The sequence below is a fragment of the Mycobacterium sp. NPDC048908 genome (assembly GCF_043197955.1).
Taxonomy (GTDB): domain Bacteria; phylum Actinomycetota; class Actinomycetes; order Mycobacteriales; family Mycobacteriaceae; genus Mycobacterium.
In genome coordinates this window covers 235,653-260,322 of sequence record NZ_JBICUE010000008.1, presented here as the reverse complement: position 1 = coordinate 260,322, position 24,670 = coordinate 235,653, and the positions used below count along the sequence as shown (strand labels likewise).

Here is a 24,670-nt window from a genome sequence, read left to right as displayed (position 1 = left end):
CGCCTGATGCGGTTACAGCCTGCCACTTACTGCAGTCGTTCTGTTGACTTACGAGGTGTGTCGCGCAGCGGGACACCGGCGGGTTCAGACCGCGGATTTGTGCAGCAACGACTTGACGGCGAAGTCGAGCGTCAACTGGTTCAACGTCATCGGCAGAGGCTGGTCCGGCACCAGCCGCGGGTTCGATGTCAGCTCGAAACTCAGCGCATGCAACAGATGTGCTAGCAATGTGCTGGTGACGAACAACACGAGATTTCGTCCTGGGCACTCGGCGGGACCCGCGGAGAACGGCACCAACTGCGGATATTGCGGCGCTGTCCCGTCGAGCCAGATATCGGGCACGAAGGTGTGCGCGAACGGCAGCAGCTGATCATCGCGATGGAACGCAGGAACGACGATCATCAGACCGACACCCTTGGCGATGCTGCCGTTGCGCCACTGCGTGTCCTCGGTGGTGTCGCGCAGGATCGTCGGCGTCGTCGGCCACAGCCGCACGGATTCGAGTACCACGCTTCGTAAATACGGCCGCAGCGAAACCTGTTCCGGGTCGCCGACGTCGTCGAGCGCCATGGCCAGCCGATCGGGATGGGTGGCGAGCAGCGCCAGGGCGCGCAGCGACGCCATTCCGGCCGCGTCAAAAGCGAAGAGCCACTGGGGTATTTGGCCCACCGGATCGACCGCCCCGCTGGCCGGCGCGTCGGCCACCGCGGCCGCCAGTGTGCCCGGCTGCGGGTCCTCCAGGTAGGTGTAGAGATGTTCGAAAAACCTCGCACGTGCCCGGTAGTGCGGCATCGACAGAAACGACCAGTTGCCAGCCTTGCGCAGCCGCAACAGCTTGTCGGTGATCGCATCATCGTCACGTGCCCGATCGCCCAACGTGATTCGACGAACCAGCGCCCACCAGGCCCGCATGAAGGTGGCGGAATCGAGATGGCCCTGCGCCGCCGTGCCTGCCACCAACTCGCGCGCCTCGTCACCGATGACGCCGACGAACGCGCCCGCCATGCTGTGCAACTCCCAACCCGACTCCAACGCCACATCGTTGAACGCACGGCGTTGCTGGCGGATCGGGCCTTGGGATATCAACACGCCGTGCGGTTGGAACCACTCGAGCGCCTTGCGCTTCTCGCGATTCGCTGGATGGAACGGCACCGGGGCCTCCGCAAGAACGCGCCCGACGTCCAAGGGGTCGAGCACCACCACCATCCGCCTGCCCGGCACCACCACCTCGACGGGCCCGCGGCCGAACTCGTCGCGCAGTCGTTTCATCCGACTGATCGCCCTGCCGTCGGCCTGCATCTTCTCCAGCGCCCGCACGACCGGACGCCGCCGCGCCAGCACTCCCGCGGCGATCGAGGCGAATCCCAGGTCGGTCAACGTTCTGACGGCCCTGGTTCCGGTGAGGCGATCGGTCATGGTCGCCGAGTTCCCGCAGCCAACTCTGCCAAACTTCACCCATGCCGACACAGTTCGAGACGCTGCTCTACAAGACCGACGGCGCCATCGCCACCATCACGCTGAACCGACCGGAGCACCTCAACACCATCGTTCCGCCGATGCCTGACGAGATCGAGAGCGCGATCGGACTGGCCGAGCGCGATCCGGCCGTCAAGGTGATCGTGCTGCGCGGTGCGGGCCGAGCCTTCTCCGGCGGGTATGACTTCGGTGGCGGCTTCCAGCACTGGGGCGAGGCGATGAACACGGACGGACGCTGGGACCCCGGCAAGGACTTCGCGATGGTCAGTGCCCGCGAGACGGGCCCGACGCAGAAGTTCATGGCGATCTGGCGCGCGTCGAAACCGGTGATCGCCCAGGTGCATGGCTGGTGTGTCGGTGGCGCAAGCGACTACGCGTTGTGTGCCGACATCGTGATCGCCAGCGACGACGCCGTCATCGGCACGCCGTATGCCCGGATGTGGGGCGCGTATCTGACCGGTATGTAGCTCTACCGCCTGTCACTGGCCAAGGTCAAATGGCACTCGCTGACCGGTGAGCCGCTGACTGGCACCCAAGCTGCCGCAGTCGAACTGATCAACGAGTCGGTGCCCTTCGAAAACCTCGAGGCCCGTGTCGCCGAGATCGCCGCGAAGCTCGCCAGCATCCCGCTGTCCCAACTGCAGGCGCAGAAGCTCATCGTCAACCAGGCCTACGAGAACATGGGGCTGGCGTCCACGCAGACGCTCGGCGGCATCCTGGACGGGCTGATGCGCAACACTCCCGAAGCGCTGCAATTCATCGACACAGCCGCGACTCAGGGGGTACGCAACGCCATCGAGCGCCGAGACGGGCCGTGGGGCGACTACAGTCAAGCGCCTCCGGACCGCAGACCGGACCCGTCGCACATCATCGAGCCCTGAGGTACTAGTCGCGGCGGCGCAGCCCGCCCAGCATCGAGATCAGCACACCGAACACCACCAGCACCCCGCCCGCGGCCAGCGTCAAATTCAGCCACTGATGCATGCCGTCCTCGGCGTGGCTGACCATCGCCTCGGCCACCTGACGAATGTCACCGGTCGTGCGGTCCAGCGCGCCGTTGACGAATCTGCGCGCCACCTCCAGTCCCGCCCACCCGGCTGCGCCCACGATCAACGCCGAAACACCAAGCGCGGCAAGGGCTTTCCCGCGAGTCCTGGCGGCCGCGAGCGTCAGCAGCGCGAATATTCCCGTCAGCACCGTCGCGCCGATGCTCACCCACGCACCCCACGTCGACAGCCCACGTAACTGCCCCGGCTGCATCCCCGACGATTCGGGCACCGTGATGGGCACCGTCAAGTTCGAAGGCACGTCGAGGTTGAGGTTTCCCAACGTCTCCTTCAGCGACGGGTCCGAGAGCATCGGCGCGATGTCGATCAACCACCGGTCGTCGGTGCCTTCCTGCCGGTGGATCTCGTCGGTGAACATCCAGGTGTGCACGATCCGGTTGGCCTGCGCGAATTGTCCGGGGAATCCGGCGTTCTGGGTGTACTGGGTGGTGACCCCGCGGACCAGGTCCGGGTTGAGGTCATACCCTTCCTCGGCACCCAGCGAGACGATCTGCGTGGTGAGTTCCGAGGCCATCGCTTGCTGCAGGTTCGGATCCTTGGCCGCCGATCGGGCAAACGACGCATAACCGTCGGCGTCGACGATGTTCTTCTGCGCCCACATAGCGGGTAGTGCCAGCGCCAGCGCGACCGTCGTGACAAGCCACAGGAACACGGTCGCCACGAACCGCACGCGTCCTCCTTCTGCGGGCAGGACGCGTCGACTCAGTCGGCCAGGGCGCGTCCCACGATGAGGGGGTCCGGCCTGCCGACCACCTCATGGTCCTTGTTGTCGTAGTCGAACTTACTCAACACGTAGCGCATGGCGTTCACCCGCGCGCGCTTCTTGTCGTTGCTCTTGACCACTGTCCATGGCGCGATTTCGGTGTCCGTCCACGCGAACATGTCTTCCTTGGCCGCGGTGTAGTCGTCCCACTTGTCCAGCGACGCCAGGTCCGTCGGCGACAGCTTCCATTGCCGTACCGGGTCCACCTGGCGGATGGTGAACCGCGTCCGCTGTTCGGCAGATGACACCGAGAACCACAGTTTGGTCAGGCTGATGCCGTCGTTGACCAGCATCTGTTCGAACAGCGGTACCTGCCTGATGAACTCGGCGTGCTGCTTGGGCGTGCAGAAGCCCATCACCCGCTCGACGCCCGCCCGGTTGTACCAGGACCGGTCGAACAGCACGATCTCGCCGTGCGCGGGCAGATGGTGGACGTAGCGCTGGAAATACCATTGGGTGCGTTCGCGGTCCGTCGGCTTCTCCAGCGCGACGACGCGGGCGCCGCGGGGGTTGAGGTGCTCCATGAACCGCTTGATGGTGCCGCCCTTGCCCGCCGCGTCGCGGCCCTCGAACACGATCACGTGCCGGTGCCCGTTGGCCTGACTCCACTTCTGCAGCTTCAGCAATTCGATCTGCAGCAGCCTCTTCTGCTCCTCGTACTCGCTGCGCGACATCCGCTCGTCGTACGGGTAGTTCTCCCGCCAGGTGTCGACGGGAATGCCCTGGCTGTCGAGCAGCACCGGGTCGTCATCGTCGTCGTCGTGCACGCGGTAGCCGGGTGAGTCCAGGGTCACCGGCCGAAGCTATCGACGCGGATGTACGCCCGGGTGACGCGTGGATGAACGGCTGGTGCTACTTGGCGACGCGGCGAGGGGTGATCAGCGCCAGCTTCGTCATCAGCTTGTTCATCCGCTTCAACGCCTTCTGCGAATTGTTGTAGTAGTTGCCGCCCGCGCCGATGTTGGTGCGCGGCGCCACCACCGCCTCCTGGCGGCAGAACTTGCGCAACCCCTCCGCACCGCCGAACCGCGCACCGATCCCCGAGGACTTCCAGCCGCCCATCGGGGCCGTCGTGCACATCAGGTTCGATATCACGTCGTTGATGTTGACCGCACCGCAATCAAGTTGCACAGCAATGGCTTTGGCACGGTCGAGGTCTCGGGAGAACACCGATGCGGACAGGCCGTACGGGCTGTCGTTGGCCAGCCGGATCGCCTCGTCGACGGTTGCGACCTTCATGATCGGCAGCGTCGGGCCGAAGGTCTCTTCGGTCATGCAGGCCATCGAGTGGTCGACGTCGACCAATACCGTCGGCGGGTAGAAGCTGCCGGGGCCGTCCGGCCGCTTGCCGCCGGTGAGCGCCCTGGCGCCGGCGGCCACCGCTTCGCGGACGTGGCGGTCGGTCACCGCGACCTGGCTGTCGTCGATCTGCGCGCCGAAGTCATAGCCGTCACCCGCACCCATCTTCAGGTTGTTGACGTCGCGCACGACCGCCTTGACGAACTGGTCGTACACCGGTGCCAGCACGTAGACCCGTTCCACGGACACACACGTCTGCCCGGCATTGAAGAAGGCGCCCCATACCGCGGCGTGCGCGGCAAGGTCGACGTCGGCGTCCTCCAGCACGATCATCGGGTCCTTGCCGCCGAGTTCCAGACTGACGGGCGTGAGCTTGCGCGCGGCGCGCTCCATCACCTTGGCACCGGTCGCGCTGGACCCGGTGAACTGGACGTAGTCGGAGTTGTCGACGACAGCCTCGACGGCCTCGCGGGCGCCCTGGACGATCGCCATGACCTCCGGCGCACCGGAATCCAGCCAGCCGCGCTGCAGCAACTCAGCGGTCAGCGGTGTGCGTTCCGACGGCTTGAGCAACACCGCGCATCCCGCGGCAAGCGCCCCGATGCCGTCCATCAGCAGATTGGCCACGGGATAGTTCCACGGCGCGATGATGCCCACCACCGGTCGGGGCCGGTAGTGCACCTCGACCGTCTTGATGGCCAGAAACGGCAGCGACGCCGGGCGAGTTTCGGGCGCCAGCGCCTTCTCCATGGTTTTGACGTAGTACGACGCGATCATGATCAGCAGCGGCACTTCTTGCGCGGCGTCGGCGGCCGACTTGCCGGTCTCCTTGATCAGCAGCGCCTCGATCTCGTCGCGGTGCTTGCCCATCCAGACCGCGTAGCGGGCCAGCACCTTGGCACGGCCCTTGGCGCCCCGCGCCTCCCATTGCTTCTGCGCCTCACGTAGGCCAGCCGCGATGCGTGGTACGTCGGCGGGGTCGGTCCAGCGCACCTTTCCTGCCACCGCGCCGGTCGCGGGATTGCGGATTGTGCTGGTGTCGGGCACATCAACGTCAGGAGTCGCCGTCATGCCCTCATGGTAGCCACCGGCTGTGACCCAGCTCGCAGCAGGGTTGACAGGTGTCAAGTTCAGTGAGGTTGGCGTCTCAACATGAGGGCTGCTGTGCACACGATCGCCGTGCCAAGCAATACCGCACCGACTGTGTCGGTGAATTAATGAAAAGCAACACCATGGCCACCAGTGCGACTGGTGGCCATGCGCGCATCGCGGTGTGCGCGTTCAGGCAATCCCCCGCACGTAGGCAGCCTGACCCAGATGCTGCGCTGAGTCGTCGATGATGCTGACAAGGCGGACGCTGGCCGTCACAGGCGGATTCCAATTCTGGTCCACCACTCGGTTCAACTCCTCTGCGGTCACCGATGCGATGTATTCCAGCGTCACCTTGTGCACCGCGTGGTAGTAGCCGGCGAGCAGGTCGGCCGACGCGCGCACCTTGCCGACCTCGTCGGGCGTGTGGCCGTATCCGTGCGCATCTCGGGGCAGGTCGAGACCGAACCGGTCCGCCCAGCCGTCGCGCGTCCACACCTGCTCGGTGCCCGCGATCGCGCACAGTTGGGCGTCGTGCTGGCGGGCGGCATGCCAGATCAGCCAGGCGATGCTGTTCGCGGTGCCGGTCGGGCGGAAGAACGCGACTTCGTCGGTCAAACCGTCAGTCAGGTCCTCGACGTGTTCGATGAGCCGGGTGAACGCATCACGCAGCAGTTCTCGCACCGCCGCCAGATCAGAGTCAGCCATGCCTTGACCGTACCCAGATCAACCGTTTGGCTGCGCGCCGTGGAACACCGCCTCAACGTTGTTTCCGTCGGGATCGCGGACGAATGCGCCGAAATAACCGGGGTGGTACTCCGGCCACAGCCGGGGCGCGTGCAGAGGTTCGGCGCCCACCTCCAGCGCCGCGTCGTAGAACGCCTTGACCGCTTCGGTGTCTGCGGCCTGAAACGCGACGTGGTTCTCACGGTTGGGCCCGGTCGCGTCGCCCGCGCTCATATCGGCGATCCAGAAATCAGGCTTGCCGTCCTTGCCGTATCCGATGGCGACCTGGAAGTCCGTCTGCCTGGTGTAGCCCAGCACCGCTAAAACCTTGTCGTAGAACGCCTTCGATTTGTCCCAGTCCGCACAGTTGATTCCAAGGTGATCGATCACTGGCTCATCCTGGCACGTACTGCCGGCACCCCGTCGTCATTCCTGGCGGCCCAGGTAGTACCCGAGACGCATCTCGTAGTCGCCCGGCTGGTTGCGTCCGGCGGCCAGCGCGGCGGGCAGCCGTCGCCTCGAGCCAGGCCAGCCAAAGGATTCGAAGTAAATGTCCGAGGACGACTTGATGTCGTCTGCGGACGGCAGGGTGTATCGGTCGATCTGTTGTTTCACTGCTGCGACGGATTCCTTGTCGAACGAGGCGATCCGGCGCGCCAGCGTGTCCACCAGCCCGTCGAGCTCGCCGTCTTCGACCGCGCGGTTGACCCACCCGTATCGTTCGGCCAACTCGCCTGAGTAGTCGTCGCTGGACAGCGCCACCTCCAGGGCCCGCGCCCGGCCGAGCAGGCGGGGCAGATGCTCCAGACCACCGCCGCCAGGCAGGTTTCCGTTCGCGGTTTCCGGCTGGCCGAGCAACGCGAGCCGACTGGCGAAGCGCATGTCCATTGCCTGGGTGAACTCGTTGCCAACGCCCCGCAGCCGGCCTCGGATCTTGGCGATCGAAACCACAGGCAGCCGAGACAGCCGGACGCTGATGTCGATGACCGGCGGATAGCCGGTCACGCCAAGCTCTTTCGGGGTCTCGGCCACCCGCGAGGTGTCGTAGTGATTCAGGAAGTAGTCCGGATTCGCCGACTCGAAGACGACCACCCGCAACTCGGTCGCCGCCTCCATCTTGTCGATCAGCGCAGGCAAGTCGACGAGCATCTCGGGGGTGACCAGATTGATCGGCGGGTTGTCGAACGCGACCCGCCACAGCCGTTCGCTTTCGGCAGTCACGGAAAAGTGGGTCCACTTGTTCACAGGTTCATCCTTCCTGTCCCGGCATCCTGGCATGGCGCACCGAGACAGACGTAGATTCGGCTCATGGCGTATGACTCAAAGGCGACGGCGACCTTCGATCTGTGCATCCGCAACGGCACCATCGTCGACGGGCTCGGTGGGGCGCCGTTCGTCGGCGACGTCGCGGTCTCGGACGGTGTGATAGCGGCGGTCGGCGCCTTCGAAGGACGGGGCGTCCGCGAGATCGACGCGACGGGTCTACTCGTCACCCCTGGCTTCGTCGATCTGCACACGCATTACGACGGACAGGCCATCTGGTCGGACCGCATGACGCCGTCCTCGGCGCACGGGGTCACCACGGCGGTGATGGGCAACTGCGGTGTCGGGTTCGCGCCCTGCCGCCGCGAGGACCACGACGTACTGGTCGATGTGATGGCAGGCGTCGAAGACATTCCTGGTGTGGTGATGGTCGACGGACTGCCATGGGATTGGGAGACATTCCCCGAATACCTCGACGCGCTGGACTCGCGCGCCCGTGATATCGATGTGGCGGCGTATCTGCCGCACTCCCCCCTGCGGGTGTATGTGATGGGTCAGCGCGGCGCCGACCGCGAGCCCGCAACCGACGACGACCTCAAGCAGATGCGATTGCTTGCCAAGGAGGCCGTCGAGGTCGGTGCGCTGGGATTCGCGTCGTCGCGGTTCTCCTTCCACAAAACCGCGAGCGGTGAGCTGATCCCGACCTACAACGCCGCGCAGGCCGAGATCGACGCGATCGCATCGGGCGTGGCCGAGGGTGGTGGCGGGCTCATCCAGTTCGTGCCCGACATCGCGGCGGGCGGTTATGCCAATGTGCTGCAACAGGTTTTCGAGGCCGCCCAGGACAATGGATTGCCGGTGACGTTCACGCTGGCCACCGGCAACTCAGGCGACCCGATCTGGCCCGACGCGATCACGCTGATCGAGAAGTACAACGCCGTCGGCGGTCCGGATACCGCCATCACTGCGCAAATGTTTCCGCGCCCAATAGGTTTGGTGATCGGGCTGGAGTTGACCGGCAATCCGTTCGTGTTCTATCCGAGCTACCAGGAGATCGCCGGCCTGCCGTTGGCCGAGCGCGTCGCGGAGATGCGCAAGCCCGAGGTGCGGGCCCGCATCCTCGCCGACAGGCCGTCCGACGGAGGGCACCCGCTGCTGTATCTGGCGCAGGCGTGGAACTGGATCTTCCCGCTGACCGACAAGCCGAACTACGAGCCGGATGCCTCGACGTCCATTGCGGCACGCGCACAGGCCCGCGGCGTCAGCCCGATGGAGGAGGCTTACGACCGGCTGCTCGACGATGACGGGCACGCCATGCTGCTGGTCGCGATGGCAAACTTCGAGAACAACTCCCTGGATACCGTCGGGGAGCTGATCCGTCGTGATGACGTCGTGCTGGGCCTCGGCGACGGCGGGGCACATTACGGAATGATCTGCGATGCAAGCTATCCCACGTTTGTGCTGGCGCACTGGGCACGCGACCGGGCCAAGGGCCGGCTGGACATCGCTGATGCGATCAGGATGATGACGTCGGTACCTGCGCGGGTCGCGGGGCTGGCCGATCGCGGTCGAATTGCGCTGGGCTACAAGGCGGATCTCAATGTGATCGACCATGCGGCGCTGCGCCTGCACAAGCCGGTGATCACGCACGACCTGCCCGCCGGCGGCCGACGGCTGGACCAGACCGCCGATGGTTATGTCGCGACAGTCGTTTCCGGTCAGGTGATCGCGGAGAACGGTGTACCGACCGAGGCCCGTCCTGGCCGCCTGGTGCGGGGTCGTCAGCAGGCACCGGTGGTCGCATGAGCGTCAAGGTCGATCTCGGCCAGCTCGCTGATGCGCTGGCCGATTTCACCTTCGCTTATCTGATCACTGTTGGTGACGATCACCGAGCACACACCGTCGCGGTCGCACCCGCGCTCGCCGACGGCGTCCTCGATGTCGGCTCGATCGGCAACACCACGCGCAAGAACGTCACCGCGCGTGACGGCGTGACGCTGGTATGGCCGCCACGGGACCCGGGCGGTTACACGCTGATCGTCGACGGCCGGGGACGACCGGTTGATGACGCACTCGAAGTCGAGCCCACCCGTGCGGTGCTGCACCGGCCCGCCACCCCGGACACTCCCGCGACGAACCCCGGCTGCCTTCACGATTGCGTGCCACTCGACGGCTGAGCGCAGGTCCCCTCGGTGGTCGATGGGGTGTCAACCACCAAGGGGCCCTGTCTCATCGGTGAACTATCGGGCAGTTCTAGTGCCCTTTACCGTGGTGCGAGTGGTCTGACCCGCGACCGTTGCCGCCCTGGCCGTGGTTCGACCCCTGACCGTTGCCGCCCTGGTTCGAGCCCTGGCCGTGGTTGCCGTGGTCCGCCCCCTGGCCGTTGCCGCCCTGGTTCGAGCCCTGGCCATGGTTGCCGTGGTCCGACCCCTGACCGTTGCCCGGTTGGGTGGGTTGCGACGGAGGGACCACCGGCCCCGGCGCGTGGGGGCCCGTCACAACCGGGCCCGTCGTCGGCGGCACCGGCACATCAGAACCCGCCGGAATCACCGGACCCGGCGCGTGAGGACCCGTCACAACCGGGCCCGTCGTCGGCGAACCCACCGGAATCACCGGCCCCGGCGCCTGCGGCCCCGTCACAACCGGCCCCGTCGTCGGCGGCACCGGCACATCAGAACCCGCCGGAATCACCGGACCCGGCGCGTGAGGACCCGTCACAACCGGCCCCGTCGTCGGCGAACCCACCGGAATCACCGGCCCCGGCGCCTGCGGCCCCGTCACGACCGGCCCCGTCGTCGGCGGCACCGGCACCTGTGGCGCGGGAGGAATCTCGGGACCGGGCGCCTGCAGTCCCACCGTCTGCGGCCCGGTCACCTGTGGCACGTACGACCCAGGCGGGATCGCAGGCCCGGGCGCCTGCAGTCCCACCGTCTGCGGCCCGGTCACCTGTGGCACCTGCGGCGCAGGCGGAATCTCCGGCCCGGGTGCTTGTGGCCCGGTCACTTGTGGGCCGGTCACCTGCGGCACGTCGCTGCCCGGCTCATCAGCGTGAGCGATCGCAGACAAGCCGAGAGTGGCGGCAACCGAAGCTGCACCAGTGAACCCCCACAAAAGAGCGTGTTTCATATATCTCCTAGATCCTTGGTTTTAACTGTGGATGTGCATAGGGCTGACTGCACACTCCCTGTCCGCCGACCGCACCGCGCTGTCTCGGCCGACATGTTGTGTTAACCACTGCCACAACGGATTTCGGCCGCTCTGAGTGAAAGGTCACAAAAGGCGGTCAACAGGTTTAGAAACGAAAAAGGCTTGCGCGCAAACAGATTGGTCACGACGGCGGTGGCGCCGCAGCAAATTGCTCACTAGATCCACTTGGTTTAATTGTCTTGATGTCGCATGCTGGGGTCATGATCGACGCGCAGTACTCGACGGGCGTATCGCGGCAGGGCATCGAGCAAGCGCTCATCACCGCTGGGTTGCGTCTCGACGCGCTGAAGCCTGCTGACCTCGCGCCGCTCGAGGACTTCCACACCATGGGCCGCATCGCCACCCATCAACTGGTAGAACTCCTAGAACTGACCAGCGACCAGCATGTGCTCGATGCCGGCAGCGGCGTCGGTGGGACGGCCCGCTTCGTCGCCGACACACGCGATTCCCGGGTCACCGCAGTCGATTTGACCGACGAATATTGCGAAATAGCCCGCTGGCTCAATCAGCTCGTCGGGTTGGACGATCGCATTTCCGTGCGGCAGGCCGACGTGACGGCGTTGCCCTTCACCGATGCCTCTTTCGACGTCATCTTCAGCCAGCACGTGCAGATGAACATCGCCGACAAGCCCCGACTTTATGCCGAAGCGCGACGGATCCTGCGTGAGGGTGGCCGACTTGCTTTGTGGGACATCACCTCTGGTGACCGCGAAGAACTCGACTTTCCGCTGCCCTGGGCCGATCATCCCGCGCAGAGCCACCTCGCCCCGCCCGACCAGTTGCGCTTCGTCATCGAATCTGCGGGCTTCGCGGTCGACCACTGGACCGATCTCACCGAGCAGGCGGCCAGTCTGATGCAGGCCGTGCTGGCGCTGCCTGCGAGCCCCCTGGGGCTACACGCCTTCGTCTCGAACTTCGAAGCGAAGGCCAGGAACCTCACCACTGCGCTCGCCGACGGCCGGCTGCGCGATCCAGGGCGTCGCCCGCGCAGTGGCCACTTAGTGCACGCTTTCGACGAAAAGCCGCGCCACAACTGGCCAATCGACGGCCTGGAGACACGAAAAGGCCCGGGGTGCCGAAGCACACCCGGGCCCTTTCGTAAAGGGACTTAGAAGTCCATGCCGCCCATGCCGCCGGTCGGGTCGGCCGCACCAGCCGGAGCCTTCTCCGGCTTGTCGGCGACGACCGCCTCGGTGGTCAGGAACAGCGCCGCGATGGACGCCGCGTTCTGCAGCGCCGAACGCGTCACCTTGACCGGGTCAGCCACACCCGCCTTGAGCAGGTCCTCGTACTCGCCGGTCGCGGCGTTCAGGCCGGTGCCTGCGGGCGAGTTGGTGACCTTCTCGGCGACAACGCCGGGCTCGAGCCCACCGTTGAAAGCGATCTGCTTCAGCGGAGCCGACAGCGCCACGCGGACGATGTTGGCGCCCGTGGCCTCGTCACCGGTGAGCTTGAGCTCGTCCAGCGCCGGGGCGGCCTGCAGCAGCGCCACACCGCCACCGCTGACGATGCCCTCCTCGACCGCAGCCTTGGCGTTGCGGACCGCGTCCTCGATACGGTGCTTGCGCTCCTTGAGCTCGACCTCGGTGGCAGCGCCGGCCTTGATCACCGCAACACCGCCTGCCAGCTTGGCCAGGCGCTCCTGCAGCTTCTCCCGGTCGTAATCGGAGTCGCTGTTCTCGATCTCGCTGCGGATCTGCGCGACGCGGCCTGCGATGGCCTCGCTGTCACCAGCACCCTCGACGATGGTGGTCTCGTCCTTGGTCACGACGACCTTGCGGGCGCGGCCCAGCAGTGAGACGTCGGCGTTCTCCAGCGAGAGGCCGACCTCTTCGCTGATGACCTGACCACCGGTGAGGATCGCCATGTCCTGCAGCATCGCCTTGCGACGGTCACCGAAGCCGGGCGCCTTGACGGCGACGGACTTGAAGGTGCCGCGGATCTTGTTGACGACGAGCGTGGACAGCGCCTCGCCCTCGACATCCTCAGCGATGATCAGCAGCGGCTTGCCCGACTGGATGACCTTCTCCAGCAGCGGCAGCAGGTCCTTGACCGTCGACACCTTCGACGAGACCAGCAGGATGTACGGGTCCTCGAGGACCGCTTCCTGACGCTCGGCGTCGGTGACGAAGTACCCCGAGATGTAGCCCTTGTCGAACCGCATGCCCTCGGTCAGCTCGAGCTGCAGGCCGAAGGTGTTGGACTCCTCGACGGTGATGACGCCCTCGTTACCGACCTTGTCCATCGCCTCGGCGATGAGCTCGCCGATCTGGGTGTCGGCGGCGGAGATCGCGGCGGTCGCAGCGATCTGCTCCTTGGTCTCGACCTCCTTGGCCGACTTCAGCAGCGTCTCGGTCACCTTCTCGACGGCCTTCTCGATGCCGCGCTTCAGCGCCATCGGGTTGGCACCCGCCGCGACGTTGCGCAGACCCTCGCGCACAAGCGCCTGGGCCAGCACGGTGGCGGTGGTGGTGCCGTCGCCCGCGACGTCGTCGGTCTTCTTCGCGACTTCCTTGACCAGCTCAGCGCCGATCTTCTCGTACGGGTCCTCCAGCTCGATCTCCTTGGCGATGGAAACGCCATCGTTGGTGATCGTGGGGGCGCCCCACTTCTTCTCGAGGACGACGTTGCGACCCTTGGGGCCCAACGTGACCTTTACCGCGTCGGCGAGGCTGTTCAGGCCCCGCTCGAGGCCCCGGCGGGCCTCTTCGTCATACGCAATTGTCTTGGCCATTGCGAAGTGTTTCCTCCGGATTGGGGATGCACGTCTTGTTGGTCGGGCGCAGTGCCCGCGACGGACGGCTGGGGATGTGCCCCGCATGCGCGGCCCCGGCCTCACCGTCCCGACCTAGCACTCACCGGTCGCGAGTGCCAACTGCATTCTTAGCACTCGACCAGGGCGAGTGCAAGGTCACTCGGGCCGGTCCGATGGCCCTTCATCCGATTCGCCGCTCACTGGTTCCTCGCGACGTTCCTCGCGACGTTCCGCGACCCGGGTAGTCAGCTGGTGCAAGCCGCGCTCCACCCGATCGCGCAGGCCTTTCCGCCGTGGCTGACGGTCCGCCGACTTCTTCTCCACCGCGTCCCCGTCGCGTGCCAACTGCGGACTCTGGACGTTGCGATGAAGCTCGCCACCAGCCAGGTAGGGCCGAGTATCGCCGGGCTTGTCGTGGCGACGGTATCCCGCATCGACGATCGGACGAAGCACGCGATCGGCCTGATCCACAATCCTGTCGGGGATCCCGATGAGGCGAAACACCTGGGTCAGCGGCAGATTCTCGGTCGGGACGAGATGTGTGACGACCGTCCCGCCGACGCTGTTCGTGGTGACAGTGGTGTTCTCCTTGGGCACGTTCGCCGGATCAGCGGCCGATATCGGCGGTCCATGGACAAAGGCCATTCCCATCACCGCATTGGCGAGTGCGACCAGGTTCCACGGGCGATCAGGCGGGTCGGCCCAGCCGTCGTACTCGCCGGATGTCGTCTTTGCCCGGCGCATCGGCGCTGTTCGCGAGCTTCGAGGCCAGCCTGGCGGCAACCATGCCTCCCATCGATTCACCGATCACCACCACCGGGCCGTCGGTTTCGCGTACGACGATTGCCGCCTGTTGGACCCCGTTGACGAGTGCCCGGTCAGCGGCAAGCGCATTCTGCGAGTAGTCGACCAAACGCGGGTGGTCGTCATCGTGGAAGTGAATGCCGATGGCGGGATAGGTTGTCGCGACGATCGGGTAGAGCGGGTTGATCTGCTTGAAGACAGTGGCACCCGGAATCTGCACCGCTTCCTCGGCTTGGCTGACAGCACTCGTTGCCGTGCCGCCACCCAACAGCAGGACGGCGGCTGCGACAGCGGGCAGTATCCGTTTCCGCCAAGTGACCATCGGACCCCCCGTGACGTCAGCGTCAATATCAACCGGTACCGTACCGGCGCCGCCTTCCGTCGCGCAGCGTTACGCCCGCAACCCGTCGAGCACCACTTCGGTCAGCCGGTCGGCCGCCTCGGCGTTGTACGCCTGGATCGCTTGCGCCCCGACCATCAGCGCCTTCACGTCACGCACGTCTAGATCACGGCGCACCGTGCCGGCCTTCTGCGCGGCGCGCAGCAAATCCCCGAGCAGTCCGAGAAACGACTCCTCTGCGTCGGGCACCGCGGTCTTGACGTCGACGCCCAGTCCGGCCAGCGCCTCGGCGAGTCCCCGGTCGGTCGCGCCCCACTGCAGCACCATCGACCGCAGGAACGCGTACAGCGCCTCGCCAGGATCCGCAGAGGCCAAAAGATCGCGACCGTCGGCGACGATGCGGTCGATACGGTCCTCGATGACTGCCCGGTACAGATCCTCCTTGGTGGGGAAATGCCGGTAGACCGTCCCCGCTCCGACACCGGCCCGACGGGCGATCTCGTCGATCGGTACCCCAAGCCCTTCGGCGGCGAAAGTCTGGTAGGCGACCTCCAACACGCGCGCGCGGTTGCGCGCCGCGTCGGCACGCAACGGGCGGGCCGTTTCGGTCATCTCACCACCTCGGGAATAGTTAAGCGGGGCGCGCGTTCCGTATATTCGACATCAAACGGAGCCGCCGCCCCGTTTACCCCTATTCTAGGAGATCGCCATGTCCAAGTGGACCACCAACGACATTCCCGACCAGACGGGTCGCACCGCCGTCGTCACCGGCGCCAACACCGGCCTCGGCTACGAGACCGCGAACGCGCTGGCCGCGAAGGGGGCACATGTGGTGCTCGCCGTCCGCAATCTCGACAAGGGCAACGCCGCAGCCGATCTCATCAGGCGGGCCAACGCAGGCGCCAGCGTGTCCGTTCAGAAGCTCGACCTGGGGTCGCTGGCGTCCATCCGCTCAGCGGCGGATCAATTGCGCTCCGATTTCTCGTCGATAGACCTGCTCATCAACAACGCCGGGGTGATGATGCCCCCCAAGTCCACCACTGAGGACGGCTTCGAATTGCAGTTCGGCACCAATCATCTGGGCCATTTCGCGCTGACCAACCTGTTGCTGGATCGCATTGTCGCGACGCCCGGCTCCCGCGTCGTGACGGTCAGCAGCGTCGGCCATCGCTTCGCCAGCGGCGGTATCCGCTTCGATGATCTGCAGTCCGACCGCGAATACAACCGGGTGCGCGCCTACGGGCAGTCCAAATTGGCGAACCTGATGTTCACCTACGAACTGCAGCGCCGCCTGCAAGGCACCAACACCATCGCCGTCGCGTCGCACCCTGGCGGGTCGAGGACGGAACTGATCCGCAACCTGCCACCGATCGTTGCCGCCGCGACAAGGCTCCTCGAACCGGTGATGCAGGGCGCCGACATGGGTGCACTGCCGGCGCTGCGCGCGGCCACCGATCCCGGCGTGATCGGCGGACAGTACTTCGGACCTGACGGATTCGCCGAGCAACGGGGCTATCCGAAAGTGGTGGCCTCCAGTGCCGCCTCGCACGACACCGACGCGCAGCGCAGGCTGTGGACGGTGTCGGAGGAACTGACCTCGGTGATGGCCCCCATCGGCTGAGGGCAGCTGAGCCACAGGGGATTCCCAGCCCGGCGCGCCACAGTGAGGCGGTGAGCGTTGCAGGACTGGGCCCACTGCCGCTGTCGGGGTTCGACGACCCCGCATGGCTGCTGCTGCTGCTGATCGCTCCGGCGGCGCTTTTTGGGATCTATGTCGCGGCCCAGGAGCGCCGCCGGCGGCGGTTGCGCAGGTTCGCCAATGCGAGTGCAACGACGACGTCGCGGTGGCGGCATGTGCCGATGGCCGTGCTGCTTGCTGCGCTCGTGCCGCTGACTCTCGCGCTGGCCCAGCCGACGCGAGATGTCCGCGTGCCACGTAACCGCGCCGTCATCATGCTTCTGGTAGATGTATCCCAGTCCATGATGGCGACCGATGTCGCGCCCACGCGGTTGGTGGCCGCCGAACACGCTGCGCAACAGTTCGCGAAGCAGGTCACCCCCGGTGTGAATCTGGGCCTGATCGCATTCGCGGGAACACCCAATGTGCTGGTCGCGCCCAGTCCGGATCACCAGCTCACCATCGACGCCCTCGACAAGTTGCGCCTCGCCGACAGCACCGCCACCGGCGAGGCGATTTTCTCTGCGCTGCAATCGATTACAACAGTCAACGCGGTGCTCAAGGGCCCCGGGGACAAGCCGGCGCCTGCGACGATCCTGCTGCTGTCCGACGGCAAGGAGAACAAGCCCGACAATCCCAACAACCCCGAAGGGGCCTACACCGCGGCGCGTGCCGCCGGCCAGCAAGGCGTCAGCATCTCCACCATCGCGTTCGGCACCAAGGCCGGACATGTCGAGCTCGAGAACGAGACCGTGCCCGTGCCGGTGGACGACGACATGATGAAGATGATCGCGCACCTCTCAGGTGGCCAGACGTCAACTGCCGCAACAATTGATGAACTCGACTCCAGGTTGCGCGCCGCCGAGGACCAACTCGGGTACCAGACCGAACGCGGCCCGGCCAGCGCCGGATGGTTGCGCCTCGCGGTCATTCTGCTCAGCGTCGGCGCGGTGCTGGGCCTTGTGTTCAACCGCAGGCTGCCCACTTAGTCCGGCAAGCGCCTGTTGACGAGCGCGGCCGCCGCCAACGCGGCGATCAAGGCCAAGGCGCCCAAACGAATCCACCCGGCACTCGCGTCGCCTTGGACCACTTGGTAGCCGATGATGCGTTGCAAGGACGCGTACACACTGTTCAGCCTGTCCAGGCTGTCGGCGTGAAACGTCTCGCCGCCCGAGATGTCGCTGATCTTCGTCAAAGTCGAGTCGTCGACAGGAACGGGAATGTCTTGGTCGTCGAGTTTGACTGTGCCGTCGGGAGTTCCGAATGAAATCGTCGAGATCCCGACGCCTTGTTCCTTGGCGGCGTGTGCAGCGGTGAATGCGCCGCGTGGGGCGTCAGGCTCACTCGGCACGGTCTCCTTGCCGTCGGATTCCAACACGATGCGTGCCGGTGGCGGCCCGTCGCCGCCGCCCAGAACCGCGGTGGTGGCCGCGATCGCCTGCAGTGCGGTGAAGATGCCCTCACCGGTCGCCGTGCGTTCGGCGGCCTTGAGGGTGTCGATCGCGGCCTTGACCGCGCCGCGGTCCGTTGTCGGTGCCATCAGAAGCGTTGCGGTGCCGGCAAACTCGACGAGTCCGAGATTGATTCCCGGCGTCAGCTCGTCGGCGAAACGTTTGCCTGCCTCCTTGGCCGCCGTCAACCGGTCCGGCGCCACGTCGGTGGCGACCATCGACTCGGAGACGTCGATGACAAGCATCACCACCGCGCGATTGCGCGGGACGCGGACGTCGTGCGTCGGGCCCGCCATCGCCGTGGTGAGCAGGGCCAGTGACGCCACGAGCAGCGCGGCGGGCAGATGACGCCACCGGCGCTGTCGGCGCGGTGCCACCGATTGCAGCAATTCGAGATTGGCGAACCGCAGAACTCGTCGCCGTCGCACCCGCTGCGCCACGACGTAACCGACGAGCAGCGCGCCGATTATGACGAAGAACAACAGGAACCACGCGTTGGAAAAGCCCGACACCCCAAGCGTGCCCAGCAGCGGCACCGTCATGCCCGCCCCAGTCGGTCCCGCAGTTGTGGATCGTTGTGCCACCACAGCCCCGTCGGCGCATCGTCGGTTTGCGGCTCAGCGTCGACTTCTGCATCGAGAATGGCCGCCCGCTGTCGCTCGTCCGCGGAGAAGAACCGCATCAACACGATGATGAACACCACCCCGAGCGCATCACCGACGAGCCAGAGGATGCCCGCCCCGACCGCCTGATCGACGTGTGTGCTCGGTCCCCACGGCCGTTGCGCGTAGTGGTCCGCCGCGATCACGGGCCCGAGCCACAACACGATGCCCAACAGACCGTCGCCGATCGACTCCACGATGCTGATCACCAGCGAGATCAGCTGGGAATACCTGCGCGGGACAGGATCGGTCTGCAACCGTGCGTAGTAATAGGCAAAACCCACCAGCAGCAACAGGACTCGGGTCGCAGCGGCGATTGCCTGGTTGTGCAGCGTGGCCGGATACCACGGGGTCAGATACAGCAGCCACGGCGTGGCCAGCATCGCCACCGACGTGGTCGCCGGATGAAAGGCGACTCGGGCCGCCGGCGTCGCGACCCAACGATCCAACCGCCACGCGGTGACGGGCCGGCCCATCGCCACGAAGAACGGCACGACGAAGAGCAGCATCAGCACCTGCAGTGCGCGCACCCAGAACAGCGTCCGGTCGTAGACGCCGATGAAGCTCATCGTCGCCACGGCCAGCAAAGCCAGTCCGGCCGCGAAACACGATGCATCCCTGATCGTCACTGCTCGGCGCCGCCATGCCACGCCGTAGCCGACGCCTGCCGCGACGATCAGGACGACCGCCCCGCTGTCCCACTGCCAACTGGTCAGGGCCGACGACCACGTCAACGGCGCCGGTTCCATAGCACGCCACTATGCGGGTGGGACCTGTGCGCCCCCTGTGTCCGTGGTGCGCAGTCGCCGACAGCGCATCGCTAGGCTGGCGGTGATGTCACTGATCGTGCCGCCGTACCCGCCAGCCCGATACACCAAGGACCGACCCGAGGTCAGCGCGTGGCTGCGCACCGCTGATCAACCGCCCGACTACGACTCCTTCGGCTTGGTCAAGTACCACTATCTGGCCAACCAGCAGGCGACCGACGGCGATTACGGCCTGTATCGCGTCGACATCGCGCCGAAGGCCGGCGGGCCGGGGCCACACTTTCACCGGGCGATGTCCGAGGCGTTCTTCGTGCTGTCGGGAACGGTCAAGTTGTACGACGGCAACGACTGGATCGACGGGAAGCCGAACGACTTCCTCTACGTTCCGCCCGGCGGCATCCACGGCTTCCGCAACGAGGCCGACGAGCCGACATCGATCCTGATGCTGTTTGCTCCTGGTGCGCCGCGCGAGCACTACTTCGAGGGCCTGGCCCAGCTCGGCGACATGTCCGAGGATGAGCGCCGCGAATGGTTCATCGCCAACGACAACTTCTTCGTCGAGTGACACGCCATGACACGCTCAGGAAGGTGCGCACCCGTAAACCCTTGCGCTAGGCTGCTGTCCGATCAGTGAGGAGTCTTGGGTGCGGGCATATGCTGCGCCCGACACCCAGGCTTTGCGGGGCTGGCAGCGTCGGGCATTGGTGCGTTATCTGGGCGCCAAGCCGCGTGATTTCCTTGCTGTCGCCACCCCTGGAGCGGGCAAGACCACGTTTGCCTTGCGGATAGCCGGCGAGCTGCTGGCCGACGGCACCGTCGAGCGAATCACCGTCGTGGTGCCCACCGAGCACCTCAAGACGCAGTGGGCCCAGGCCGCCGCGCGGGTCGGCATCGCACTCGACCCGAAGTTCTCCAACTCGTCGGCGCAGACGTCGTCGGAGTATCACGGCGTGGTCGTCACCTACGCGCAGGTGGCCAGCCACCCGACCCGGCACCGGGTGCGCACCGAGAACTACCGCACCCTGGTGGTCTTCGACGAGATCCACCACGGCGGTGACGCCAAGAGTTGGGGCGACGCGATCCGCGAGGCCTATGCCGACGCGGCCCGGCGGCTGGCGCTGACCGGTACGCCGTTCCGCAGCGACGACAGCCCGATCCCGTTCGTCAACTACGAGCCCGATGGCGACGGCCTGATGCGCTCGCGCGCCGACCACACCTACGGATACGCCGAGGCGCTTGCCGACGGCGTGGTCCGGCCCGTGGTGTTCCTGGCGTACTCGGGCGAGGCGCGATGGCGGGACAGCGCTGGCGAAGAACACGCGGCGCGTCTCGGCGAACCGCTGACGGCCGAGCAGACCGCGCGTGCGTGGCGCACCGCGCTGAACCCTGCGGGCGAATGGATCCCGGCCGTGCTGCAGGCCGCCAACACCCGGCTGACGCAGCTTCGTGAGGGCGGCATGCCCGATGCGGGCGCGATGGTGATCGCCTCGGATCAGACCGCCGCCCGCGCATACGCCGCGGTGCTGACGACGCTGACGGGTCGGACACCGACGGTGGTGTTGTCCGATGACCCGGGGTCATCGGCGCGCATCGCGGAGTACTCGGCGGGCACCAGCCCGTGGCTGGTGGCCGTGCGAATGGTGTCGGAAGGTGTCGACGTGCCCCGGCTTGCCGTCGGGGTGTATGCGACCAGCGCGTCGACGCCGCTGTTCTTCGCCCAGGCGATCGGCCGGTTCGTTCGGTCGCGACGGCCGGGTGAGACGGCCAGCATCTTCCTGCCGTCGGTGCCCAACCTGCTGATGCTGGCCAGCGAGATGGAGGCGCAGCGCAACCACGTGCTCGGCAAACCGCACCGGGAGTCCGAAGGCGACGAGGAGTACGTCGAGCGGCGCAAGTCCGAGCCCAGCGAACTGGACAACGGCTTTGAATCGTTGGGCGCCGATGCCGAACTCGACCAGGTGATCTTCGACGGCTCGTCGTTCGGCACCGCGACCCCGGCGGGCAGCGAGGAGGAGGCCGACTACCTCGGCATCCCCGGCCTACTCGATGCAAACCAGATGCGAGACCTGTTGCGGCGCAGGCAAGATGAGCAACTGTCGAAGCGCACCGCAACGGGCGAGGTGCCGCGGCCGTCGACGCACGGGCAGCTGCGTGAGTTGCGGCGCGAACTCAACACGCTGGTGTCCATCGCGCATCACCGCACCGGCAAGCCGCACGGCTGGATCCACAATGAGCTGCGCCGACTGTGCGGCGGCCCACCGATCGCGGCCGCGACGACCGATCAGCTCAAGGCGCGCATCGAAGCGGTGCGCACACTGCAGGCCTAGAAGAAGCTGTCGTCGGTGGTCACTTCGCCGCCCGCGCCTCCGCCGACCTCTCCCGTAGCGCCAGGACCATAGTCCGGTGCTGCCGGACCATCCTCTCCCACCGGATTCAGCGAGTAATTGGGGTCGGCACCGGGACCGTACGCGCTGACCCCGGATCCCGCCGCCTCTTCTGCGGCCGAACCGCCGTAATCCGATGTCCCCCAATATCCATCGGCACCGGCGTACTGCGCCTGCTCCCCGGCTGTCTGGTCAGGCTCCTCTTCTTGCGCCGGCCCGATGTCGACGACGATCGGATTCGGGTCCTCGATCTGCGCCGGCCCGATGTCGACCTGGTAGTCGTCCTGCATCGAGTTCTCACCGAGGCTGTGGGTTTCCGGCCCGGTCACCTCGCCGAGCGTCCCGGCATCATTGAATACGTCTGCGGAAGTACCGTCGCCGTACTCGCCGCCCGCGCCGTAGCCTTCCGCCTGCTCACCCGCCGTCGGCGCTATCCCGTCGGCGAATGGATCGGGATGAATGATGCCCGACGATGGCGAATCCATGCTCGGCTGCGGTTGCTCCGTCGGGCCGTTGGTGTCCCAGTTCTCCTTGTCGTCCAAGATGATTCCGGCAGCCGACTTGAGGTCGGGCCCGGCGACACCGTGTTCGCTGGCGTAGGAGCCGAGGTCGAAGTTGGGGTCCGTGAAATCGCCTGCCGCCCCGCTATCCGGATGGGAGGCGACGGTCTCGATGATGGACCCGTCCGGGTTCACCGTGCTGGTGCTGCCGTCAGCGAACGTCGTGGTCCTGGTGCCGTCGGCGAAGACGGCGCTGCTGCTGCCATCGGCGAATTCGGTGGCACGCGAACCGTCGTCGTACATCGTGTCGGTGTGTCCGTCGGGGAAGGTCTGCCTCACCGAGTTCGCGTCCGGCATGGTCGGATTGACCACCGACTGCGCCATGTCGTTCAGCGTCTCCTTCGCCTCGTGTACGGTTTCCCGCACGCTGTCCGGGGCCAAATCGGCCATCGCCTTGCCCGCCGCGCCGAACGGATCGTTGATGAAATCACCTATGGACATTCACGCTCTCCTCTCACGATGGTTATGTCAGTCATCCGACGGCCACCACCGCGGGTGCTGCTTGGGGTGATGTCGGGCTCTTGGCCGCGGCACCGGGCGACAATTTCGATATGTGCTCGGAAACGGCGCGGAGAATCTTGAGCTGTCGCTCGAGTTCCTTTACCCGCGTGTTGCTTTCGACCTCTTTCAATCTGGCCGAGGCGATGGTCGCCTGCAGCGATTCGTTCAAGGACCGGTTGGCCTGGTTGGCGATCTCACGGTAGTGGTCGCGTAGCTGACGCTGGACCACCTTGAGTCGGTCGCGCGACTCCTTGTTCACCACGAACGAGACGTCATCGATGAACCTGCGCATGTTCATCTTCGCCTCGCCGCGGGCCCGGTTCAGCCGGTTCTCCTGGTCCTCCTTGTAGGCCTTCCGGCCGAGCAGCAAGCCGGCCCCGACCGCAAGCGGGTTCATCATCGGCAGCCCTGCGAGCGATGTCAGCATGCCGAACATCATCATTCCGCCGTACGACCCCCGGACCCCGGTGATGACCTTGTGGCCCTTGCCGACCGGCTTAGCTTCGAGCTTGCCGACCGCCTTCACCACCCCGAAGCTCGCGCCGATGTCGCCGGCGTTGATCAAGGGCGCGTCCACCGACTCGATGCCCGCCTCGGCGAACGTCACGCCGACTTCGTCGGCCAGTGCCTGTGCGCGCTGGTATGCCCAGACGAAGTTGTCACCGACCGCGGTGGCGACCGCGTCTTCCAGTTCCGTCGCGAGTTGAACCCAGCACACGGTCGGATCGCAACCGTCGATGACTTTCTCCGTGTGCTGGGTGATGGCGCGGAAGCGGCTTCTCAGATCATGGTCGACATCGCCGGTGAGGTCGGCGATTCCGTCGTTGAGCACCTGCTGCCACAACGCGGTCTGCGCCAAGGCGTCCTGTGCTTCTCGCTTACGCCGTTCGAGATCTTCGGTCAACTTCTGGCGCGCCTCCGGATCGTTGATCGCCTCGAGCTCCGGCCTCAACGACAACGTGAGATGCTCTGCCGCCGAGGATATTTCGGCAAGCACCTGGTCGCGGATGCGGTCATTCTGTCGGGACAGCACGGAATCGGCGAGGAATCGAACGATGGCAGGGAAGTTCGACTCCTCGTTCAACTCATTGTCGTTGGTGGCGCAGGCGTGAGATCGCAGGATCGAGGAGACGGGGATCACCGGCGTTGCGATGCGTGCGCGTTGCAGATGCGTGGTGTTCGCGTACACGATGTCGCGCCAGTGCGGATAGATGTCGGTCTTTGTCGCGATGATCGTTGCGACCGGGCATATCTCGAACGCTTGGCGCATGAACGTCATCTCGGGCTCGGTGAACTCCTGGCTCAGGTCACTGACCATCAGCACGGCGTCGGCGTCGGGTAGCAGGCCCAGCGTGGCCGCAAGATGCGGCTGACCATATCCGCCGACCCCGGGTGTGTCGACGAGGGCAAGGCCGCTCCTCAACATCGGGCTCGGCGCACCCACCTCGACGCGGATCACCTCCCGGCCACCCGCCTGGGGCGCGCGGCGGAGATCGCTGCCGAGCTCGTTGGTCGGAATTTCGAGGATCTCCGGTTCGGCTCCGTCCGGTTGCGCCACAACCAAACGCGCCCACGGCTTTTCGGAATAGCCGACCACGGTCGCGACCGCCGTGGACTCGTCATCACCGACCTTGCAGACATTGAGGTTCAGCAAGGAGTTGACCAGCTGGCTCTTACCCTGTTTGAGCTGTCCGGCGACGATCACCCGGATTCGCGGATCGCTGATCCGGGCCCGCGCCCTGGCGAGGCGTTCGGAGAGATCCCCGCGATCGTTGAGGTCGGCGATCTTCGTGGTGTGGTCGATGAGCTCAACGATCAGCTTGACGTTGCGCGGATCGCCCGCCGGCTGGGTCATCGGCGTGTTGTCAGGTCCACCGG

21 protein-coding genes and 2 pseudogenes are annotated in these 24,670 nt (G+C 66.1%); 8 read left to right on the top strand and 15 right to left on the bottom strand.

The window, feature by feature from the left end; all coding sequences use genetic code 11:
* Positions 1–84 precede the first annotated feature (84 nt).
* Positions 85–1,416, bottom strand: coding sequence for a cytochrome P450 (locus tag ACGFK1_RS21790; protein ID WP_393433938.1), 1,332 nt, complete (start codon positions 1,414–1,416; stop codon positions 85–87).
* A 41-nt stretch (positions 1,417–1,457) separates the two neighbouring features.
* Between ACGFK1_RS21790 and ACGFK1_RS21785 the strand changes: the two are divergent.
* Positions 1,458–2,357, top strand: a pseudogene (locus tag ACGFK1_RS21785) (crotonase/enoyl-CoA hydratase family protein).
* A 4-nt stretch (positions 2,358–2,361) separates the two neighbouring features.
* Here ACGFK1_RS21785 and ACGFK1_RS21780 read toward each other — a convergent pair.
* From ACGFK1_RS21780 to ACGFK1_RS21755, 6 genes are all read right to left on the bottom strand, one after another.
* The gene (locus tag ACGFK1_RS21780; protein WP_393433935.1) at positions 2,362–3,213 is read right to left on the bottom strand and encodes a hypothetical protein; all 852 of its coding nucleotides are present in this window, start codon (positions 3,211–3,213) and stop codon (positions 2,362–2,364) included.
* A 32-nt stretch (positions 3,214–3,245) separates the two neighbouring features.
* Positions 3,246–4,100, bottom strand: coding sequence for a polyphosphate kinase 2 (gene ppk2, locus ACGFK1_RS21775; RefSeq protein WP_393433933.1), 855 nt, complete (start codon positions 4,098–4,100; stop codon positions 3,246–3,248).
* Positions 4,101–4,158: 58 nt separating this feature from the next.
* Positions 4,159–5,676: an aldehyde dehydrogenase family protein gene (locus tag ACGFK1_RS21770; RefSeq protein WP_393433930.1), complete on the bottom strand. Its 1,518-nt coding sequence runs from the start codon at positions 5,674–5,676 to the stop codon at positions 4,159–4,161.
* Between the two features lie 210 nt (positions 5,677–5,886).
* Positions 5,887–6,402 (bottom strand): mycothiol transferase, encoded by a 516-nt coding sequence (locus ACGFK1_RS21765; protein ID WP_393433927.1) that lies wholly within the window; start codon positions 6,400–6,402, stop codon positions 5,887–5,889.
* Positions 6,403–6,420: 18 nt separating this feature from the next.
* Complete coding sequence (locus ACGFK1_RS21760) at positions 6,421–6,810, bottom strand: VOC family protein (RefSeq protein ID WP_393433924.1); 390 nt, start codon at positions 6,808–6,810, stop codon at positions 6,421–6,423.
* Positions 6,811–6,846: 36 nt separating this feature from the next.
* Positions 6,847–7,665, bottom strand: a complete 819-nt coding sequence (locus ACGFK1_RS21755; RefSeq protein ID WP_393433921.1) for an enoyl-CoA hydratase/isomerase family protein — start codon at positions 7,663–7,665, stop codon at positions 6,847–6,849.
* 63 nt (positions 7,666–7,728) lie between these two features.
* Between ACGFK1_RS21755 and ACGFK1_RS21750 the strand changes: the two genes are divergently transcribed.
* Complete coding sequence (locus ACGFK1_RS21750; RefSeq protein WP_393433918.1) at positions 7,729–9,489, top strand: amidohydrolase family protein; 1,761 nt, start codon at positions 7,729–7,731, stop codon at positions 9,487–9,489.
* Positions 9,486–9,860 carry a pyridoxamine 5'-phosphate oxidase family protein gene (locus tag ACGFK1_RS21745; protein ID WP_393433915.1) on the top strand — a complete coding sequence of 125 codons (375 nt, stop codon included), beginning with the start codon at positions 9,486–9,488 and terminating at the stop codon, positions 9,858–9,860. The genes ACGFK1_RS21750 and ACGFK1_RS21745 overlap by 4 nt, the downstream gene beginning before the upstream one ends.
* A 76-nt stretch (positions 9,861–9,936) precedes the next feature.
* Here the strand turns inward: ACGFK1_RS21745 and ACGFK1_RS21740 are convergent, their stop codons facing one another.
* Complete coding sequence (locus ACGFK1_RS21740) at positions 9,937–10,701, bottom strand: hypothetical protein (protein WP_393433913.1); 765 nt, start codon at positions 10,699–10,701, stop codon at positions 9,937–9,939.
* Between the two features lie 389 nt (positions 10,702–11,090).
* On the opposite strand from ACGFK1_RS21740, the gene ACGFK1_RS21735 reads away from it, so the two are divergent.
* Positions 11,091–12,002 carry a class I SAM-dependent methyltransferase gene (locus tag ACGFK1_RS21735; protein WP_393433910.1) on the top strand — a complete coding sequence of 304 codons (912 nt, stop codon included), beginning with the start codon at positions 11,091–11,093 and terminating at the stop codon, positions 12,000–12,002.
* Here the strand turns inward: ACGFK1_RS21735 and groL are convergent.
* The 3 genes and pseudogenes from groL to ACGFK1_RS21720 all read right to left on the bottom strand — a co-directional run bounded on the left by groL (position 11,999) and on the right by ACGFK1_RS21720 (position 15,401).
* Positions 11,999–13,624 (bottom strand): chaperonin GroEL, encoded by a 1,626-nt coding sequence (gene groL, locus ACGFK1_RS21730; protein ID WP_393433908.1) that lies wholly within the window; start codon positions 13,622–13,624, stop codon positions 11,999–12,001. The two genes, ACGFK1_RS21735 and groL, sit on opposite strands and share 4 nt — an antisense overlap.
* Positions 13,625–13,801: 177 nt before the next feature.
* Positions 13,802–14,771: pseudogene (locus ACGFK1_RS21725) on the bottom strand (PE-PPE domain-containing protein).
* Positions 14,772–14,840: 69 nt separating this feature from the next.
* Positions 14,841–15,401: a TetR/AcrR family transcriptional regulator gene (locus tag ACGFK1_RS21720; protein ID WP_393433905.1), complete on the bottom strand. Its 561-nt coding sequence runs from the start codon at positions 15,399–15,401 to the stop codon at positions 14,841–14,843.
* A gap of 97 nt (positions 15,402–15,498) precedes the next feature.
* Between ACGFK1_RS21720 and ACGFK1_RS21715 the strand changes: the two genes are divergently transcribed.
* Both ACGFK1_RS21715 and ACGFK1_RS21710 read left to right on the top strand, forming a co-directional pair.
* Positions 15,499–16,410, top strand: coding sequence for an SDR family NAD(P)-dependent oxidoreductase (locus tag ACGFK1_RS21715; RefSeq protein ID WP_393433903.1), 912 nt, complete (start codon positions 15,499–15,501; stop codon positions 16,408–16,410).
* 50 nt (positions 16,411–16,460) lie between these two features.
* A complete protein-coding gene (locus ACGFK1_RS21710) occupies positions 16,461–17,456 on the top strand; it encodes a VWA domain-containing protein (protein WP_393433900.1) in 996 nt (331 codons plus the stop codon).
* Here ACGFK1_RS21710 and ACGFK1_RS21705 read toward each other — a convergent pair.
* Positions 17,453–18,460 (bottom strand): VWA domain-containing protein, encoded by a 1,008-nt coding sequence (locus ACGFK1_RS21705; protein ID WP_393433897.1) that lies wholly within the window; start codon positions 18,458–18,460, stop codon positions 17,453–17,455. The two genes, ACGFK1_RS21710 and ACGFK1_RS21705, sit on opposite strands and share 4 nt — an antisense overlap.
* The gene (locus ACGFK1_RS21700) at positions 18,457–19,329 is read right to left on the bottom strand and encodes a cytochrome c oxidase assembly protein (protein ID WP_393433894.1); all 873 of its coding nucleotides are present in this window, start codon (positions 19,327–19,329) and stop codon (positions 18,457–18,459) included. Before ACGFK1_RS21700 ends, ACGFK1_RS21705 begins: the two co-directional genes overlap by 4 nt.
* Before the next feature lie 85 nt (positions 19,330–19,414).
* Here ACGFK1_RS21700 and ACGFK1_RS21695 point away from each other — a divergent pair, with 85 nt between their 5' ends.
* Together ACGFK1_RS21695 and ACGFK1_RS21690 are read left to right on the top strand one after the other, a co-directional pair.
* Positions 19,415–19,912 carry a cupin domain-containing protein gene (locus tag ACGFK1_RS21695; RefSeq protein WP_393433891.1) on the top strand — a complete coding sequence of 166 codons (498 nt, stop codon included), beginning with the start codon at positions 19,415–19,417 and terminating at the stop codon, positions 19,910–19,912.
* Between the two features lie 79 nt (positions 19,913–19,991).
* On the top strand, positions 19,992–21,674 hold the full coding sequence (locus tag ACGFK1_RS21690) for a DEAD/DEAH box helicase (protein WP_393433888.1): 1,683 nt from the start codon (positions 19,992–19,994) through the stop codon (positions 21,672–21,674).
* On the opposite strand, the gene ACGFK1_RS21685 is transcribed toward ACGFK1_RS21690, so the two are convergent.
* Both ACGFK1_RS21685 and ACGFK1_RS21680 read right to left on the bottom strand, forming a co-directional pair.
* On the bottom strand, positions 21,671–22,732 hold the full coding sequence (locus tag ACGFK1_RS21685) for a hypothetical protein (protein WP_393433886.1): 1,062 nt from the start codon (positions 22,730–22,732) through the stop codon (positions 21,671–21,673). The two genes, ACGFK1_RS21690 and ACGFK1_RS21685, sit on opposite strands and share 4 nt — an antisense overlap.
* 31 nt (positions 22,733–22,763) lie before the next feature.
* A complete protein-coding gene (locus tag ACGFK1_RS21680; RefSeq protein WP_393433883.1) occupies positions 22,764–24,647 on the bottom strand; it encodes a dynamin family protein in 1,884 nt (627 codons plus the stop codon).
* Positions 24,648–24,670: the final 23 nt, after the last annotated feature.

What these genes read in the sequence shown, in the direction of transcription:
- groL (WP_393433908.1), bottom strand. Translation starts at nt 13,624, where the DNA reads ATGGCCAAGACAATTGCGTATGACGAAGAGGCCCGCCGGGGCCTCGAG.
- ACGFK1_RS21765 (WP_393433927.1), bottom strand. Translation starts at nt 6,402, where the DNA reads ATGGCTGACTCTGATCTGGCGGCGGTGCGAGAACTGCTGCGTGATGCG.
- ACGFK1_RS21770 (WP_393433930.1), bottom strand. Translation starts at nt 5,676, where the DNA reads ATGACGGCGACTCCTGACGTTGATGTGCCCGACACCAGCACAATCCGC.
- ACGFK1_RS21745 (WP_393433915.1), top strand. Translation starts at nt 9,486, where the DNA reads ATGAGCGTCAAGGTCGATCTCGGCCAGCTCGCTGATGCGCTGGCCGAT.
- ACGFK1_RS21790 (WP_393433938.1), bottom strand. Translation starts at nt 1,416, where the DNA reads ATGACCGATCGCCTCACCGGAACCAGGGCCGTCAGAACGTTGACCGAC.
- ACGFK1_RS21720 (WP_393433905.1), bottom strand. Translation starts at nt 15,401, where the DNA reads ATGACCGAAACGGCCCGCCCGTTGCGTGCCGACGCGGCGCGCAACCGC.
- ACGFK1_RS21700 (WP_393433894.1), bottom strand. Translation starts at nt 19,329, where the DNA reads ATGGAACCGGCGCCGTTGACGTGGTCGTCGGCCCTGACCAGTTGGCAG.
- ACGFK1_RS21705 (WP_393433897.1), bottom strand. Translation starts at nt 18,460, where the DNA reads ATGACGGTGCCGCTGCTGGGCACGCTTGGGGTGTCGGGCTTTTCCAAC.
- ACGFK1_RS21685 (WP_393433886.1), bottom strand. Translation starts at nt 22,732, where the DNA reads ATGTCCATAGGTGATTTCATCAACGATCCGTTCGGCGCGGCGGGCAAG.
- ACGFK1_RS21680 (WP_393433883.1), bottom strand. Translation starts at nt 24,647, where the DNA reads ATGACCCAGCCGGCGGGCGATCCGCGCAACGTCAAGCTGATCGTTGAG.
- ACGFK1_RS21735 (WP_393433910.1), top strand. Translation starts at nt 11,091, where the DNA reads ATGATCGACGCGCAGTACTCGACGGGCGTATCGCGGCAGGGCATCGAG.
- ACGFK1_RS21715 (WP_393433903.1), top strand. Translation starts at nt 15,499, where the DNA reads ATGTCCAAGTGGACCACCAACGACATTCCCGACCAGACGGGTCGCACC.
- ACGFK1_RS21750 (WP_393433918.1), top strand. Translation starts at nt 7,729, where the DNA reads ATGGCGTATGACTCAAAGGCGACGGCGACCTTCGATCTGTGCATCCGC.
- ACGFK1_RS21695 (WP_393433891.1), top strand. Translation starts at nt 19,415, where the DNA reads ATGTCACTGATCGTGCCGCCGTACCCGCCAGCCCGATACACCAAGGAC.